We start from the raw sequence: 17,396 nt of genomic DNA, 5'->3' as shown, positions 1-17,396 counted from the left end.
CTTTCAACTTTTGCCAGTGTTGATCTGTCAGCATGGTACGAGGCATAGCGAATAGTAAAATTGGGTTTGGCGATTTGATTTTACTACTTCGCTATTTTTTTAAGCTAAAAGTGTCAACACACCCTAATTAATAAAACATTAAAGGGTGTCATGATGAAAGCTATTCTAATGAAGAAGATGATTAACTGCGTTGCGATGAGTGGTGTATTGCTATTCACTGCTGGTCAAACAATGGCAATGAATCAGCAATCTTCAACTGCTGCTCAAGCAAATTCTAAAGCATCAAATGACAGCCGAATGAATTTAACTGAGAGTCAAGTGATTAAGGTTGTAAGTACGGTCAATAACGGTGAAATTAAACAGGCAAAAACAGCTTTGCCAAAACTTAAAACAGATGACGCACGTAAGTATGCGCAAATGATGATTAGCGAACATACAGCGAACGAGAAAAAAGGCCAGGCTCTGGCAGACCGTTTAAAATTAACTCCTCAAGCAAGCAGTCTCAGTACGGCATTGCAAAGCGATAGTGACAAGATTGTTACTGACCTGAGCAAGCCATCTGCAGCCGATAAAGACTATATGATGAGTCAGGTTGAAGTACATCGTAAAGCCCTGAACACTTTGGATACACAATTGATTCCAAGTGCGAAAAATGCGGAATTAAAAAGCATGTTGACGCACACCCGTACTGCGGTAGCGACACATCTGAAAAAAGCTGAACAAATCGTTGAAAAGATGAAATAAGTTAAGCATTCATCCAATAAAAAAACCGCCATTTTCGGCAGTTTTTTTTGATCATAATACTTTATATATTATGTGATATTTCTTACCAGCTTAACGCGCCACCAGTTTGATAATCTGTTACGCGAGTTTCGAAGAAGTTCTTCTCTTTACGTAGATCCATCATTTCTGACATCCACTGGAATGGATTGTTCACACCAGTAAACTGTTCAGGCAAGCCTAACTGGCTCAAGCGACGGTTACAGATAAATTTCAGGTATTCTTCCATCATACCGGCATTCATGCCCAATACACCGCGTGGCATCGTGTCACGTGCATATTCGATTTCAAGCATGGTGCCTTCAAGGATCATCTGAATCACTTCTTGCTGGAATTCAGCAGTCCACAGATGCGGGTTCTCGATCTTGATCTGGTTGATCATGTCGATACCGAAGTTCAGGTGCATAGATTCGTCACGCAGGATGTACTGGAATTGCTCAGCAACACCATTCATCTTGTTACGACGACCCATAGACAGAATTTGGGTGAAACCGCAGTAGAAGAAGATACCTTCAAGTACACAGTAGAATGCGATCAGGTTGCGAAGCAGGATCTGGTCGTTTTCTGGCGTGCCGGTTTTGAAAGTAGGATCACTTAGAGATTGTGTATATTTCAAGCCCCAAGCCGCTTTACGTGCAACTGATGGGACTTCGCGGTACATGTTGAAGACTTCACCTTCGTCCATACCTAAAGACTCGATACAGTACTGGTAAGCATGCGTATGAATCGCTTCTTCAAATGACTGACGCAGGATGTACTGACGGCATTCAGGGTTGGTGATGTGACGGTAGATCGCCAATACCAGATTGTTTGCTACTAGTGAATCCGCAGTAGAGAAGAAACCAAGTGAACGCATCACGATGGTACGTTCATCTTCAGTCAAGCCATTTTCAGACTTCCACAACGCGATGTCGTGGTTCATGTTGATTTCTTGAGGCATCCAGTGGTTCGCACAACCATCCAGATATTTCTGCCAAGCCCATTCGTATTTGAATGGCACTAACTGGTTCAAGTCAGCACGGCAGTTGATCATACGTTTATCATCAACCTGTACACGCTGTGCGCCCATCTCAAGTTCTTCAAGACCAGGCGCAACGTCCAGTTGGTCTAGGGAAGCAGATGCTCTTGCCAGTGAATCGGTTGAATTTGATCCTGCGCTTCGAGGGGCTGCAGCGGGTTGTGCAGCTGCCACATCCGACGATGTGTTGCTTGCATCAGATACCATCTGCGGATTAGCCGTTTTTTTCGGCTCGACGGGCGTAGGCTGCTGTTCAGGTGCAGCCGGTTTTTGCGAATCATCTTCGAAATCGTCCCAACTTAGGATAGACATATCAATTCTCTCTAGTTGCTTTATATCTTTTATTAGACATCCAGCAGTGCTGAGATGTCTTACTATACGCTCAATTTGTGTAAACAAAATTAAGTTTTGTCGATGAATGCTCTGAATTTGTTCAGAGATAAATCCCCACTACTTATTTTGTTTACGCTGTTGCTGGCGAACTTTAAACCAGAAATAAGCAATCGGTGCGTAAAAGGTAACGGCAAAGGAAAGGATCAATGCCACAAGTCCTAACATGTAATTGTGAGTCATATGGGGCATAGGTTTTCCTTTAATTTAAGTCGAGAGGCTTTTCAGCCTCCCATCTTTTTACCACAAGCTTAGTTGAGCTTGATTCGGATAACTCCGACAATGTGAGCGAACATACTCTAACCGATTAAATCGGATGCGAGTGTAGTTGCACACACTGACAGGCTTATCCAACGAGCACATAACTCTCATCAGCATCTCCTTTTTGTAAAAGACGCTTTCAGAGGATGACTCTTTACCTAAACTTTGCTAAAGTATTCTGCGTTAAGTCGTCGAAAATTTAACATCTAGAATACTCTAGCGATTCAGGGAAGTATTTCCTCTGAAAGCTTGGGTTTTCAAACCAATGGTCTGTCAGTTTTGGCAGGCCATTTTTATTGCCTAAAATTTTTCTTTATATCCGCACCTCCTTTGATTTTTCTCAGTTAGTTTGGAATCCCCCTAAATCCCCCTTTTGCAAAGGGGGACTTGCATCCCACCATTTGCTTCGAGAAATCTCCCTCCTTTGAAAAAGGAGGGTCGGGGTGGATTAGAAACCCGTCAGATTACTGACAAGCCTCACAATCAGGATTGTCAATTGAACATGCTTGTGGCACTGGCGCTGCTTGAGTGAAACCTTCTTCCTCTACAGGCGCTTCAGGTTTTTTCTCTTCAACCACTGGTGCTGCAACTACAGGAGCCGCAACAGTTGCAGGTTTAACTGCATTCAATGCACCAGTATTAATGGTTGATTTTTCAGCAGAAGTTGCACCTAATGCACGTAGGTAGTAAGTGGTTTTCAGACCACGTAACCAAGCCATCTTGTAAGTGATGTCCAGTTTCTTACCGTTTGCACCAGCGATGTACAGGTTCAGAGATTGTGCTTGGTCGATCCATTTTTGACGACGAGAAGCAGCATCAACAATCCAGCGTGGCTCAACTTCAAACGCAGTCGCAAAGATCGCTTTTAATTCTTCAGGAATACGAGAAATCTTCTGAACAGAACCTTCGAAATGTTTCAGGTCATTGACCATCACCGCATCCCAAAGACCACGTTCTTTCAACGCACGTACCAGGTACGGGTTGATCACTGTGAATTCACCAGACAGGTTAGATTTCACATACAGGTTCTGGAAAGTAGGTTCGATTGACTGAGATACACCACAAATGTTCGAAATAGTAGCAGTCGGAGCAATCGCCATTACGTTCGAGTTACGCATACCGTCTTTTTGAACTTTGGCACGTAAAGTGTCCCAGTCCAGACGTTGAGTGCGATCCACTTCAAACATGCGTTCTGGACGAGTTTTCGCAACCAGGTCAAGTGAGTCGATTGGCAGAATACCTTGATCCCACAATGAGCCTTTGAATGTTTCATACGTACCGCGTTCAACAGCAAGGTCACTTGAAGTTGAAATTGCGTAGTAAGAAATCACTTCCATTGATTCATCAGCAAACTCAACCGCAGCGTCAGAACCGTAAGCCATACCCATTTCGTAAAGCGCATCCTGGAAGCCCATGATACCCATACCGACTGGACGGTGTTTCAGGTTCGAGTTACGTGCTTGTGGAACTGCGTAGTAGTTGATGTCGATCACGTTATCGAGCATACGAACCGCAGTTTTTACTGTACGAGCCAGTTTTTCACGATCCAGCTTGCCGCCCTGAACGTGTTGTACCAGGTTGATTGAACCTAAGTTACATACTGCGATTTCTTCTTTGCTCGTGTTCAGGGTAATTTCTGTACACAGGTTAGAAGAGTGAACTACACCCACGTGTTGTTGTGGTGAACGCAGGTTACATACGTCTTTGAACGTGATCCATGGGTGGCCTGTTTCGAACAGCATAGACAGCATTTTGCGCCACAAATCTTTTGCACGGATTTTCTTGTGCAACATATTTGTTTCTTTGGCAATGCTTTCGTAATAAGCATAACGCTCAGCAAATTCTGCACCAGTCAGATCATGAAGATCAGGCGTTTCAGAAGGAGTGAACAGCGTCCATTCAGCATCTTCAAATACACGTTGCATGAACAGGTCAGGAACCCAGTTCGCAGTGTTCATGTCGTGAGTACGACGACGGTCATCACCCGTGTTCTTACGAAGCTCAAGGAATTCTTCGATATCCAGGTGCCAGGTTTCCAGGTATGCACATACTGCACCTTTACGTTTACCACCTTGGTTTACGGCAACAGCAGTATCGTTGGCAACTTTAAGGAATGGCACCACACCTTGAGACTTACCATTTGTACCTTTAATGTAAGAGTTCAGGGCACGAACTGGAGTCCAGTCATTACCTAAACCGCCTGCCCATTTAGACAGCATTGCGTTATCACGCATCGCGCCATAGATGTCAAACAGGTCATCATCAATCGTAGTCAAGTAGCAGCTAGATAACTGTGGACGTAACGTACCTGAGTTGAACAGGGTAGGTGTAGACGCCATATAGTCGAAGCTAGACAATAAGTTATAGAACTCGATTGCACGATCTTCGCGATTGTCTTCGTTCAGGGCAAGACCCATAGACACACGCATGAAGAATAATTGCGGCAATTCGAAACGCACGCCATCTGAGTGGATGAAGTAACGGTCAAATAATGTTTGCAGACCTAGGTAGGTGAACTGGTTTGAACGTTCTGGTTGAATCGCTGCAGCCAGCTTAGCCAGGTCAAAGTTTAACAATTCAGGTGAAAGAAGCTCTAACTCAATCCCTTTTTTCAGGAAAGTTTCAAGCGCATCGCCTTCATTGGTATCAGTTGATAGACCCAAGAACTCTAAACCGGTAGCCACCAGGTCATCACGCAACAGACGTGCAGTCACATAAGTATAGTTAGGTTCTTGCTCAATACGGGTACGAGTCGCCATCATCATTGTGGTAGAGATGTCAGACTCTTTTACACCGTTATAAAGGTTTTTTACGGTCTCATCGACAATCGCCTGTACGTCGATCCCTTCAAGGCCTTCAGCAGCACGAGTCACAGTCGCAGTCAATTCGCTTAAGTCAAGCGGCTTTAACTTACCTTCTGCATCAGTGACTTGCAGTGTAGGGTGATGGTTGGCACCTAACTGTTTGCGCGCTTCAGAACGTTGTTCACGGTAGATGACATAGGCACGTGCAACTTTCTGTTCGCCAGTACGCATCAGCGCAAGTTCAACCTGATCCTGAATTTCTTCGATATGGATCGTGCCACCCGATGGTAAACGGCGTTTGAATGTATTCAGAACCATTTCCGTTAATTGTTCGATACGGTCGTGTATACGGCTCGAATCTGCACTTTGCTGGCCTTCTACTGCCAAAAATGCTTTTCCAATTGCAACAGAAATTTTTTCTGCATCAAAAGCGGCAACATCACCGGTGCGTTTAATCACCTGAAGTTGACCCGGAGTGGACGTGATTACGCTCATGTTAGCATAGCTCCATTGTCATCTATTTTTATGTTTATGGACCGTTTGAACTGGGCAAAAATCGTGCCACAGTGTTCGAGGAATAAACACAAGACCTAGTGGTTATAAAATTAATTGAACACAAGATACGGGAAAATTTAGGGTAGATCAATATTGACATTTTGCTAAATATTTTTCTGAAGTTTTATCTTAATCTTTTGCAAAAAGATCCCAATTTTTATTGATTCTTGCATAAGCCTTATCCGGCAAGGCATAGCATATCAAAGCTGGCAAAAAGTGCTTATAGATAACATTGTGGATAACTAAAAAGGCCTGAATCAACTAGTCACATTTTGTCCAGATTCAGCTTTGATCAATGCAAATAAGCCGACAAACGGTAGTTAAATGCACATTCGAGTGAAATGTGCACGATAAAATATTACAAAATGCTACTTTGATGTATTGGTTTGGTGAACGCTATCTTGTTTACAATGTAAACGTGTGTATATTGCAAGCATATTAAAAACGTATCTATTGGATTTCAAAAGGATACGTCCGTAGCATGCGTCCATCAAATAAAGGGGCAACACATGAGCCAAGAAGAAAAGTTACCTAAAATTCTAATTGTTGAAGATGATGAGCGTCTTGCTCGTTTAACACAAGAATACCTCATCCGTAATGGTCTTGAGGTTGGGGTAGAGCCGGATGGCAACCGTGCTATTCGTCGTATTATTGCTGAGCAACCAGACATGGTGGTTCTAGATGTCATGTTGCCAGGTGCTGATGGTTTGACCATCTGCCGTGAAGTTCGTCCACATTATCATCAACCGATTTTAATGCTAACTGCACGTACTGAAGATATGGATCAGGTGTTGGGTCTGGAAATGGGTGCAGACGACTATGTCGCTAAACCGGTTCAGCCGCGTGTCCTGCTGGCTCGTATCCGTGCTTTATTGCGTCGTACTGACAAAGTGCCTGAGGATGAAGTGGCTCAGCGCATCGAGTTTGATGACCTGGTGATCGACAATGGCGGTCGTTCAGTGACCTTAAATGGTGAGCTGGTTGACTTTACCAGTGCAGAATATGACCTGTTGTGGCTGCTGGCTTCAAATGCGGGCCGCATCCTGTCACGTGAAGATATCTTTGAGCGTTTACGCGGCATCGAATATGACGGTCAAGACCGTTCAATTGATGTGCGTATCTCGCGCATTCGTCCAAAAATTGGTGACGATCCTGAAAATCCAAAACGTATTAAAACAGTACGTAGTAAAGGTTATCTATTCGTCAAAGAAACTAACGGTATCTAATCGGTGCCTTTAGCCGCCTGAATAAACAGGATAATTAATAGGTGTTTAAACACAGTATATTTTTGCGGATATACGCAGGCCTGGTCATGCTTGTGGTCCTGGTGGCAGTATTCAGCTATCTGCTGGTACAGATCATCAACTACCAGCGTGCGCAGGAGTATCGTGAATCCCTGACTAATGGTATGGCATATATCATCAGTGAGGGGGTTGCGAGACAGCCTAATCTGCAGCAAAAGATGGATTGGGTTTCAGATGCGTCTGATCTGTTGGAATTGCCGATCTACTATGTCGAAGCCAGTAAAGTGGATATTACCCGAGCGGAAGGTCGACGTCTGGCTGACCGTAAGGCAGTCGTGCGTTGGGATGCCAAAACCGGGGTAGCTTATATTGTCATCGGGCTACGTGATGATCCAAGTCATTATCTTTATATTAAGGCGGATAATATTACTGAACGTCAGATGAAGGCTTTACCGGTCTTTATTCTGGATTATCTGGTGTACTACCCAGGTCAGGAAAAAGAATACCTGAAGCGAATTCAGGATTATTTCTCTTATCCAATCTCGATCGAAAATGTCCAAAGCCTGCCACTAGATTCCGAGCAGATCGGACGTTTGCGTCTGGATCACAGCATTATTTTATATCGTGATAGTGCCTCAATTCGCGGCACTACAATTTCGATCATTTCTCCTATTCCTAGCTCGACGTCTGAAGTGCTGGTGATGGGGCCAGTGCCGTTATTTAACTGGATGCCATTCCAGTTAGCTGCCGGAATTACCTTATTGAGCCTGTTTGTCTTAAGTCTGGGGATTTATGGTCTGCTGGTGCCAATGCAACGTAAACTGCGTGAAGTGAGCTATGCCCTGAACAAGATGAAAACCGGGAACATGTCATTGCGTCTTCCGGTGGAGGGCAGTGATGAGATGGCGACGCTGGCTTCCAGCTATAACAATATGTCGGACCATATTCAGCGCCTGATTGAAGCGCAGCGTGAATTGATGCGTGCTGTATCGCATGAGCTGCGTACACCGGTTGCCCGTATCCGTTTTGCTGTGGAAATGATGGCAGATGAAGACGACTATGATTATCGCTTGCAGCAGGTTGAGCAGATCGATAAGGATATTGAAGCCTTAAATACCTTGATCGATGAAATCATGACCTATGCCAAACTGGAACAGGGCATGCCTTCAATTGAATTTGAAGATATTGATCTGTTTGAAGTGCTGGAGCAGGTGGCCGTCGAAACAGATGCTCTAAAAACTGGCAAAGAAGTTGAAGTGCTGCCAATGCCAGTACCTGTAACCGTAGAAGCTGAACGACGTTACCTGCATCGTGTGGTGCAAAATCTGGTGGGTAATGCAGTACGCTATTGTGAGCAGAAAATCCTGATCAGCGGCGGACTAGATGCTAAGGGCATGGCGTATATCTGTGTAGAAGATGATGGTCCGGGGATTCCAGAAGCTGACCGCGCCCGTATCTTTGAAGCTTTTGCCCGACTGGATGATAGTCGTACCCGTGCTTCAGGGGGGTATGGTTTGGGCTTGTCTATTGTCAGCCGGATTGCTTACTGGTTTGGTGGAGAGATTCAGGTCGATCAAAGTCCGACACTGGGTGGTGCACGCTTTATCATGATTTGGCCAGCCAGCCGTTACGGTAAAAAAATCAAGCAAAAACCGATCGAAAAGCTGGAAAAAGCTGAAGTGTCAGATCAGTCAGAATAAGAGTTTAGGTGAGAAAAAACGATACATAGGTATCGTTTTTTTATGGCTATTTAAAGGGGATTATTCATGGATGGTAGCATCCGGTTCAATCAGTGGCTTGCCTTCTTTCAGGCTGTTTAAGGCATCAGAATTGAAGTTGATCAGTAGCTTGTTATTTTTAACATCTACCTGATAGCTTTGGATTAGCTTCTGGTCACCAGATAAGGTTTCAAGCTTGTACTCATCGGCAATATTCATAATACCGTCCAGGTTAATGCTGGAAGAGGCATAGTCTGTCTGGAAAAGTTTATGAATATCCCCTAAGTCAAAGATTGCATTGCTGGCATCCTGATGTTTTTGGATATAGCTTTCTACATGTCGCATCAATAATTGAGCAAAGAAAAAATAATCAGGTTTATGGGTAAATCGTAGAGACATGCATGGACTCCTTATTGTTACTTTATAAATGTCATAGTGTATTTAAAAATAGAAATATCATAATCTGAATCAAACTGTTGGACGTGTTGCAAAAATACACAATTGCTCTTTTTAGGTTTACCGAGAGCGGGTAGAAAAGGGGGCTTCTAATTGAATGACAACATTCATGTTAAACATCTTTTAAAAACACACTTATTTTCCGGAGCATGATGCAAAGGTGAAATGTTTTTAATTGATTCTTTATAAGTTTCGGTTCATTGGGTGGGTAGCCAGCCACTGTAAAAGGAGTGAGGCTTAATTAAGCATAGCTTTAAAAGTCTATCTGGGTTTAGAAAAAAATAATGGAAATTTAAACTTTAATTTAAAAAAACGATCGGTTGAGATTCTATGAGCTTAAAGCCAGAATAAAATAAGGAATGTCTAAAAAATCATCCAAAAGACTAAGGCTTATAAACTAGCAAGTGAAATCCAAAATCAGGTACAATTGGCGGGATTAATTTTGTGTTTGGTGTATTTGAAGGCCAATACATACATTCTTTGTTAATAAATCGGCCTGCCAGGAGTTATCCCCGCATGAGTGCCATTACTCCATACGAATGGGCAATTATTGCCTTCGTGATCGGCGTTACATTTTTATGCGTCTTTATGCTCACTGTCCCATTACTCCTCGGGGGTAAATCATGGGGCCGTGCCAAGCAGGAGCAGTTTGAGTCAGGCGTAGTCAGCGCAGGTGGAGCTCGTATCCGCTTGTCTGCGAAATTCTATTTAGTTGCAATTTTCTTTGTAGTCTTCGACCTCGAAGCACTTTACCTGTATGCATGGGCATCTTCTGTTCGTGAAGTAGGTTGGATTGGTTTTGCAACTGCAGCTATCTTTATTTTGGTTTTACTTGTTGGTTTGGTTTACGAATTATCGACAGGTGCACTGAACTGGGCACCTTCAGACAGACGTAAAGCAGCAGGATACAAAGCTAAAATTGGTTCGCCAAATATGGATCTTGCAGAAATTACGCGCTTCAACTCTGTTGAAGAATTGGTTATGGATCCAACTGGTCAAATCCCAGCTCAATCATCTGGTCTTGTGAAAAAATCACAAGTTCAACCCTCTGATAAGGAGTAACTCGGGATGAAATATACATTAACCCGTGCGAATCCGAATGCTGATGAATATCCACTTCAAGAGCGTATCGTTGTAGAAGATCCGCTTCTAGAAGAAGAAGTGAATAAAAATGTGTTCATGACTCGCCTAGAGGATGTAATGCACACAGCAGTGAACTGGGGTCGTAAGAACTCAGTTTGGCCATTTAACTTTGGTACATCTTGCTGCTACGTTGAATATGCAACGACTTTGACCGGTGTACATGACTTGTCACGTTTTGGTGCCGAAGTTATCCGTGCTTCACCGCGTCAGGCAGACTTGATGATTGTAGCAGGTACATGCTTCGTGAAAATGGCTCCGGTAATTCAACGTCTGTATGAACAGATGCTTGAACCGAAATGGGTGATTTCAATGGGTGCATGTGCAAACTCAGGTGGTATGTACGATATTTATTCAGTCGTACAAGGTGTGGACAAGATTATTCCGGTAGATGTATACGTTCCGGGCTGCCCACCACGTCCTGAAGCATTGATCCAGGCATTAATGCTGTTACAAGACCAAATTCAATTAGAGCGTCGTCCGCTGTCTGCGGTAATCGGTGATGATCTTAAGCCAGTGTATAAGCCAAAGATGATGCCGGAACGTGACCGTAAGAAAGACCAGCGTGTGGCTGTGAAGAACTTACGCTCTATGGATGAAATTAAATAATTTAAACGACCGGTTTTTTGTTGTGCACCCGCTATGGGTGTAGTTGTCGTTTAGGTTGACTGAATTTGTATTAAATAGGAAGCCAAGCCAATGGCTGAAACTGACATTGCTATGCCAGAATCAACAGCAGTTGATTCACGCCCAGCATTTGCCATCATTGAAGAGCTCAAAACCAAGTTTGGTGAGAACTTCTTTGTGCAAACAACTTTCGAGGATTTCCCGACAGTTTGGGTTGAGCGCGCACGTGTACAAGAAGTATTGATGTTCTTGCGTACCGTGCCACGTCCATACGTGATGCTATTCGACTTGTCTGCAGTAGATGAGCGTTTACGTACGCACCGTGACGGTTTGCCTGCGTCAGAATTCACAGTGTTCTATCATTTATTATCTTTAGAGCGTAACTGTGACATTCGTATTAAAGTTGCATTAAGCGACAGCGATCTGAATATTCCGACCGCAACGAATATCTGGCCAAATGCGAACTGGTATGAGCGTGAAGCTTATGACATGTTCGGCATCAATTTCGAAGGGCATCCAATGCTCCGTCGTATCTTGTTGCCAACCTACTGGGAAGGTCATCCGCTACGTAAAGAATATTCTGCACGTGCGACTGAATATACTCCGTATATTCAAGACAAAGCCAAGCAGGACTTTGAACAGGAACATCTACGTTTCGTGCCAGAAGACTGGGGTCTGAAGCGCGGTAATGCAGATGAAGATTTCATGTTCCTGAATTTGGGTCCTAACCACCCGTCTGCGCACGGTGCGTTCCGTGTAATTTTGCAGTTGGATGGTGAAGAAGTGAAAGACTGTGTGCCAGATATCGGCTATCACCACCGTGGTGTGGAAAAGATGGCTGAACGTCAAACTTGGCATTCATTCATTCCGTATACTGACCGTGTGGACTATTTGGGTGGTTGTGCTCAAAACATGCCGTATGTGATGGGTGTGGAACAATTGGCAGGCATTACTGTGCCAGACCGCGCACAATGTATCCGTGTCATGATGTCGGAATTGTTCCGTATCAATAACCACTTGCTGTACATCGGTACTGCGATTCAGGATGCCGGCGGTATGACCCCAGTATTCTATATGTTCGCTGACCGTCAGAAAGTGTATGACATCGTGGAAGCGATCACCGGTTACCGTATGCATCCAGCATGGTTCCGTATCGGTGGTACTGCACATGACTTGCCAAATGGTTGGGAAAAACTGGTTCGAGACTTACTCGACTGGATGCCTAAGCGTTTGAATGAATACTACACTGCAGCACTGAAAAACTCTGTATTTGTGGGTCGTACCCGTAATGTGGCTCAGTACGATGCGAAATCTGCATTGGCATGGGGCGTAACAGGTACTGGTCTGCGTGCTACAGGTATCGACTTTGACGTACGTAAATACCGTCCATATAGCGGTTATGAAAATTACGACTTCGAAGTACCGGTTGAGTACGAAGGCGATGCATATGCTCGTGTGATTGTTCACTTCCGTGAAATCGAACAGTCACTGAAAATCATTAAGCAGTGTCTAGAGAATATGCCATCTGGTGCGTACAAAGCGGACCATCCGCTGGCTGTTCCACCACCAAAAGACAAAACATTACAAGATATTGAAACCTTGATTACGCACTTCTTGAGCGTTTCTTGGGGTCCTGTAATGCCTGCAGGTGAATCATCTGTGATGGCAGAAGTGGTGAAAGGTGCGTCGACTTATTATCTGACTTCAGACAAGTCAACCATGAGTTACCGTACCCGTATTCGTACACCAACTTTCACGCATTTACAGCAAATGCCTTCTGTGATTAACGGCAGTCTTGTATCTGACTTAATCATTTATTTAGCGACAATCGACGTCGTAATGGCTGACGTGGATCGCTAAGGGGTAAACGCATTATGATGATTTTGACTGATAAAAAGCCACGTGTGAATGTTGAAGGGATTTTAACTTCGGAAGAAATCCACGAAATTGAACATCACATTGGGCATTACCCTTACCCACGTGCAGCGTGTCTTGATGCGCTGAAGTGTGTACAACGCCGTAATGGCTGGGTAGACGATGCTCAAATGAATGCCATCGCGCAAATGCTTAGCATGAGCCTTGCCGATTTGGAAGGGGTTGCAACGTTCTATAACCGTATTTACCGTCAGCCAGTGGGTCGTCACGTAATTTTACTGTGTGACTCAATTGCGTGTTTCTTGATGGGTGCGGAGACTTTAGCAGAAGCATTCCAGCGTGAATTGGGTATCCAGTTCGGCCAAACCACAGCGGATGGCCGTTTTACCTTGCTTCCAATTTGCTGCCTAGGTAACTGTGACAAAGGTCCAACCCTCATGATTGATGAAGACACTCACGGTCTAGTGGAAGTGACATCAATTAAACAGTTATTGGAGAAGTATGTATGAATACCGAACCAAAACCAATTTATGGCGACGGTAACCCGGAAACGCATCCACTGACTTGGCGTCTAAGCAAACAAGCAAATGTCCGTCACGTTGATGACTACGAAGCGCTTGAAGGCTATGCAGGCTTTAAAAAAGCCCTGTCTATGACACCGAAAGAAGTGCTGGAAGTTATAAAGGCTGCAACCGTAAAAGGTCGTGGTGGTGCAGGCTTCCCGGCAGGGATCAAATGGTCGCTGATGGCGCCAAATGACAATTCAGGTCCACGTTACCTGATTTGTAATGCCGATGAGATGGAACCAGGTACCTTCAAAGACCGTCTGTTGATGGAAGATCTTCCGCATCAGCTGATCGAAGGTATGCTGATTGCAGCTTATACCCTTGAAGCAACTCAAGGTTATATCTTCATCCGTGGTGAATACATCGAAGCGGCGAAGTACCTGAACGAAGCACTTGAGCAGGTTCGTGCCAAAGGTTACTTGGGTGACAACATCCTGGATTCTGGCTGGAGCTTCGAGTTACACGTGCATACCGGTGCGGGTCGTTATATCTGTGGTGAAGAAACTGCATTGATTAACTCGCTTGAAGGTCGCCGTGCAAACCCGCGTACCAAACCGCCATTCCCGCAGGTTGCAGGTGCTTGGGGTCGTCCTACGATCGTGAACAACGTAGAGACCTACAACAACTTGCCAGCCATCATGTTGCGTGGTCCAGAATGGTACATCGGTCTGTCTGCAGGCAAATCGAAAGATCCAGGCACAAAAATCTACGGTGCATCAGGTAAAGTAAAATTCCCAGGTCTATGGGAACTGCCATTCGGTACAACTGCACGTGAAGTGATTGAAGAACATGCCGGTGGTATGCGTGACGGCTTGAAGCTGAAAGCATGGTTACCCGGTGGTGCATCAACTGACTTCCTGGCTGCCGAGCATATCGATCTTCCGATGGATGCGGAAAGCATCATGAAAGCAGGTTCACGTTTAGGTACCTGTCTATTGATGGTGGTTGATGAAACTCAATGTATGGTTTCAGCGACTCGTAACCTCGAAGAATTCTTTGCGCGTGAATCATGTGGCTGGTGTACACCTTGCCGTGATGGCTTACCTTGGGCGGTGAAAGCGCTTAAAGCACTTGAAGATGGTACTGGCAAGAAAGAAGATATCGATCACTTACAAGAACTGACTCGTAAGCTTTGGATTGGTAAAACTTTCTGTGCTCACGCACCAGGTGCTATGGAACCGTTAATGGGCGCACTCAAACATTTCCGTGGCGAATTTGAAGCGAAAGTCGTAAATGCTGCCGCTCAAACCCGCAACGTAGAACAAGCTTAAGGAATTCGACTATGGCTACAATTCATGTCGATGGAAAATCGTATGAAGTCAACGGCTCGGAAAACTTGCTGCAAGCATGTTTGAGTCTTGGCATCGACATCCCATACTTTTGTTGGCATCCATCCTTAGGTTCTGTCGGTTCTTGCCGTCAATGTGCTGTGACTCAATACGCGAATCCAGAAGATACGCGTGGTCGTTTGGTCATGTCATGTATGACACCGGCTGCTGACAATACCTACATCTCGATTGAAGACAAAGAAGCAAAAGATTTCCGTGCTTCTGTTGTTGAATTCTTGATGACCAATCACCCGCACGACTGTCCAGTCTGTGAAGAGGGTGGCCACTGTCACCTGCAAGATATGACCGTGATGACACAACATGACCGTCGTCGTTACCGGTTCACCAAGCGTACGCATTACAACCAAGAACTTGGTTCGTTCATTGCGCACGAGATGAACCGTTGTATCGCATGTTACCGTTGTGTTCGTTATTACAAAGACTATGCGGGCGGTACGGATTTCGGCGTATATGCAAACGCTTCTCGCGTTTATTTCGGTCGTCCGGAATCAGGTACTTTGGAATCTGAATTCTCAGGTAACCTGACTGAAGTTTGTCCGACTGGTGTATTCACCGATAAGACTCACTCAGAACGCTATAACCGTAAATGGGACATGCAGTACGCACCAAGCGTATGTCATGGCTGTTCTTCAGGTTGTAACATCTCTCCAGGTGAGCGTTATGGTGAGCTTCGTCGCGTTGAAAACCGTTTCAACGGTGAAGTTAACCAATACTTCCTGTGCGATAAAGGCCGTTTCGGTACCGGTTATGTAAACCGTAAAGACCGTCCGCGTCAGCCGCAGTTCCGTACTGGCACGAATGTAGAAACTGTTTCTGTTGATACAGCATTGGATACCGTAATTGCGAAAATCCAAGGCAAAAAAGTACTGGGGATCGGTTCACCACGTGCATCGCTTGAAGCTAACTTCGCACTACGTGAGTTAGTTGGTCAAGACAATTACTCAACCGGTATGGCTCAAAAAGAGCAAAATTTGGTTGAGCTGGCTGCATCGATCATGCAAACCGAAGGTGTTTATAACCCGAACATGCGTGAAATCGAAAGCTATGATGCGGTACTCATTCTGGGTGAAGATCTGACTCAAACTGCGCCACGTATGGCTTTATCTGTTCGCCAAGCTGCGAAAAATAAAGGCAAGGAAATGGCTGCAGAGCGCCGTACCCAAGAATGGCTGGCTGAACCTGTACAACGTATTGCCCAAGATGCGAAATCTCCGATTTACATTCTGGCTGCAACACAAACACGTTTGTCTGACGTTGCGGAAGGTGAAGTGGTTGCTTCTCCAAATGACATCGCACGTTTAGGCTTCGCGATTGCTGCGGGTGTGAAAGGTGAAGTCATCACTGGTCTTGATGACGATGCGAAAGCATTTGCACAAACCATTGCAGATACGCTGAAAGCTGCCAAGAAACCACTGATCATCTCTGGTACAAGTCTACAAGACGCAACCATCATGGAAGCTGCTGCACAAGTAGCACAAAACCTGGGTAATGCGGGCTTGACCTTGACTGTTCCTGAAGTGAACTCAATGGGGCTGGCAATCTTCGGTGGTCAAAGCCTTGAGCAAGCATTTGCACAAGACTATGACACTGTCCTAATTGTAGAAAACGATCTTTACCGTCGTTTACCAGCGGCTCAGGTTGATGCTGCGCTTGCAGGCAAACAGGTGATCGTATTGGATCACTCTGAAACTGCGACTGTGAAGAAAGCGAACATCGTATTGTCTGCTGCCTCATTTGCTGAAGGTGATGGTACTGTCGTTTCTCAAGAAGGCCGTGCACAACGTTTCTATCAAGTGTATGACCCTAACTACTACAACCCGGAACTGGCAATCAAAGAATCTTGGCGCTGGTTACACGCACTGGAAACAGGCGTACAAGGCAAAGCGATTTCTTGGACTTTGCTGGATGACGTGATCGAGTCAGTGGCAAAAAACATTCCAGCGCTGGAAGGCATTCTGGATGTTGCACCTGATGCGGGCTTCCGTGTACATGGTCTGAAAGTGGCACGTGAACCACGTCGTTACTCAGGCCGTACTTCGATGCGTGCGCCATTGTCTGTCCACGAGCCGAAACAGCCAACCGATATCGATTCTGCATTAACATTCTCTATGGAAGGTTATGTGGGTAATGAAACACCATCTCCACTGATTCCATTTGCCTGGTCTGCAGGCTGGAACTCACCACAAGCCTGGAACAAATACCAGGATGAAGTGGGCGGTCACTTAAAAGGCGGTGATTCAGGCGTTCGTTTATTCGACCGTTTACCAAAACGTCCAGCGCGTAGCTTCGTTGCACCAGCACCTGTGCTTGTAAATGCTGAAAGCTTCCGTCTGGTACCAATGCATCACATTTTTGCATCTGGTGAGTTCACGATCAAAACTCCGGCAATGGAATCACGTATTCCTGACGCAGTATTTGCAGTGGGCGAACAGGATGCTACACGCTTGAACCTGCAAGACGGTCAGAAGATCACTGTGAAAGCAGGCGAGACTTCAATCGTTCTTCCTGTACAAGTGATTGAATACTTACCAACAGGTTATATTGGCTACCCAATTGGTCTTGCACCAACGGTATCTCTTGCAGAGCCTGTTTCAGTCGCGGTAGGAGCGTAAT

At 45.0% G+C, this 17,396-nt stretch carries 13 protein-coding genes; 9 read left to right on the top strand and 4 right to left on the bottom strand.

Annotated features, from left to right (window positions below; translation table 11 throughout):
- The first annotated feature begins 153 nt into the window (after positions 1-153).
- Positions 154-744: a DUF4142 domain-containing protein gene (locus FTU46_RS14690; protein WP_180012383.1), complete on the top strand. Its 591-nt coding sequence runs from the start codon at positions 154-156 to the stop codon at positions 742-744.
- 82 nt (positions 745-826) lie between these two features.
- On the opposite strand, the gene FTU46_RS14685 is transcribed toward FTU46_RS14690, so the two are convergent.
- From FTU46_RS14685 to FTU46_RS14680, 3 genes are all read right to left on the bottom strand, one after another.
- Positions 827-2,110 carry a ribonucleotide-diphosphate reductase subunit beta gene (locus FTU46_RS14685; RefSeq protein WP_180105235.1) on the bottom strand — a complete coding sequence of 428 codons (1,284 nt, stop codon included), beginning with the start codon at positions 2,108-2,110 and terminating at the stop codon, positions 827-829.
- Positions 2,111-2,248: 138 nt separating this feature from the next.
- Complete coding sequence (locus FTU46_RS16780) at positions 2,249-2,380, bottom strand: hypothetical protein (protein WP_005237071.1); 132 nt, start codon at positions 2,378-2,380, stop codon at positions 2,249-2,251.
- Between the two features lie 533 nt (positions 2,381-2,913).
- Positions 2,914-5,748, bottom strand: a complete 2,835-nt coding sequence (locus tag FTU46_RS14680) for a ribonucleoside-diphosphate reductase subunit alpha (RefSeq protein WP_159124296.1) — start codon at positions 5,746-5,748, stop codon at positions 2,914-2,916.
- A 569-nt stretch (positions 5,749-6,317) separates the two neighbouring features.
- Here FTU46_RS14680 and bfmR point away from each other — a divergent pair.
- Together bfmR and bfmS are read left to right on the top strand one after the other, a co-directional pair.
- A complete protein-coding gene (gene bfmR / locus FTU46_RS14675) occupies positions 6,318-7,034 on the top strand; it encodes a response regulator transcription factor BfmR (RefSeq protein ID WP_004785097.1) in 717 nt (238 codons plus the stop codon).
- A 41-nt stretch (positions 7,035-7,075) separates the two neighbouring features.
- Positions 7,076-8,752 (top strand): sensor histidine kinase BfmS, encoded by a 1,677-nt coding sequence (bfmS, locus tag FTU46_RS14670; RefSeq protein WP_034705648.1) that lies wholly within the window; start codon positions 7,076-7,078, stop codon positions 8,750-8,752.
- A 60-nt stretch (positions 8,753-8,812) separates the two neighbouring features.
- Here the strand turns inward: bfmS and FTU46_RS14665 are convergent, their stop codons facing one another.
- The gene (locus tag FTU46_RS14665) at positions 8,813-9,169 is read right to left on the bottom strand and encodes a hypothetical protein (protein ID WP_004785094.1); all 357 of its coding nucleotides are present in this window, start codon (positions 9,167-9,169) and stop codon (positions 8,813-8,815) included.
- Between the two features lie 573 nt (positions 9,170-9,742).
- Between FTU46_RS14665 and ndhC the strand changes: the two genes are divergently transcribed.
- The 6 genes from ndhC to nuoG all read left to right on the top strand — a co-directional run bounded on the left by ndhC (position 9,743) and on the right by nuoG (position 17,395).
- Positions 9,743-10,288: an NADH-quinone oxidoreductase subunit A gene (gene ndhC / locus FTU46_RS14660; protein ID WP_004785092.1), complete on the top strand. Its 546-nt coding sequence runs from the start codon at positions 9,743-9,745 to the stop codon at positions 10,286-10,288.
- A 6-nt stretch (positions 10,289-10,294) separates the two neighbouring features.
- Positions 10,295-10,975, top strand: coding sequence for an NADH-quinone oxidoreductase subunit B family protein (locus FTU46_RS14655; protein ID WP_004785090.1), 681 nt, complete (start codon positions 10,295-10,297; stop codon positions 10,973-10,975).
- Positions 10,976-11,065: 90 nt separating this feature from the next.
- Entirely contained in the window at positions 11,066-12,853 is a 1,788-nt protein-coding gene (gene nuoC, locus FTU46_RS14650) for an NADH-quinone oxidoreductase subunit C/D (protein WP_034702039.1), read from the top strand.
- A 14-nt stretch (positions 12,854-12,867) separates the two neighbouring features.
- On the top strand, positions 12,868-13,377 hold the full coding sequence (nuoE, locus tag FTU46_RS14645) for an NADH-quinone oxidoreductase subunit NuoE (protein ID WP_004785086.1): 510 nt from the start codon (positions 12,868-12,870) through the stop codon (positions 13,375-13,377).
- On the top strand, positions 13,374-14,705 hold the full coding sequence (nuoF, locus tag FTU46_RS14640; RefSeq protein WP_180105234.1) for an NADH-quinone oxidoreductase subunit NuoF: 1,332 nt from the start codon (positions 13,374-13,376) through the stop codon (positions 14,703-14,705). The genes nuoE and nuoF overlap by 4 nt, the downstream gene beginning before the upstream one ends.
- An 11-nt stretch (positions 14,706-14,716) precedes the next feature.
- Positions 14,717-17,395: an NADH-quinone oxidoreductase subunit NuoG gene (gene nuoG / locus FTU46_RS14635; protein WP_180105233.1), complete on the top strand. Its 2,679-nt coding sequence runs from the start codon at positions 14,717-14,719 to the stop codon at positions 17,393-17,395.
- Position 17,396: the final 1 nt, after the last annotated feature.

The organism is Acinetobacter sp. YH12108, from assembly GCF_013419055.1.
GTDB lineage: Bacteria > Pseudomonadota > Gammaproteobacteria > Pseudomonadales > Moraxellaceae > Acinetobacter.
The sequence above is the reverse complement of the archived record's forward strand: the minus strand, read 5'-3'. Positions and strand labels throughout refer to the sequence as shown.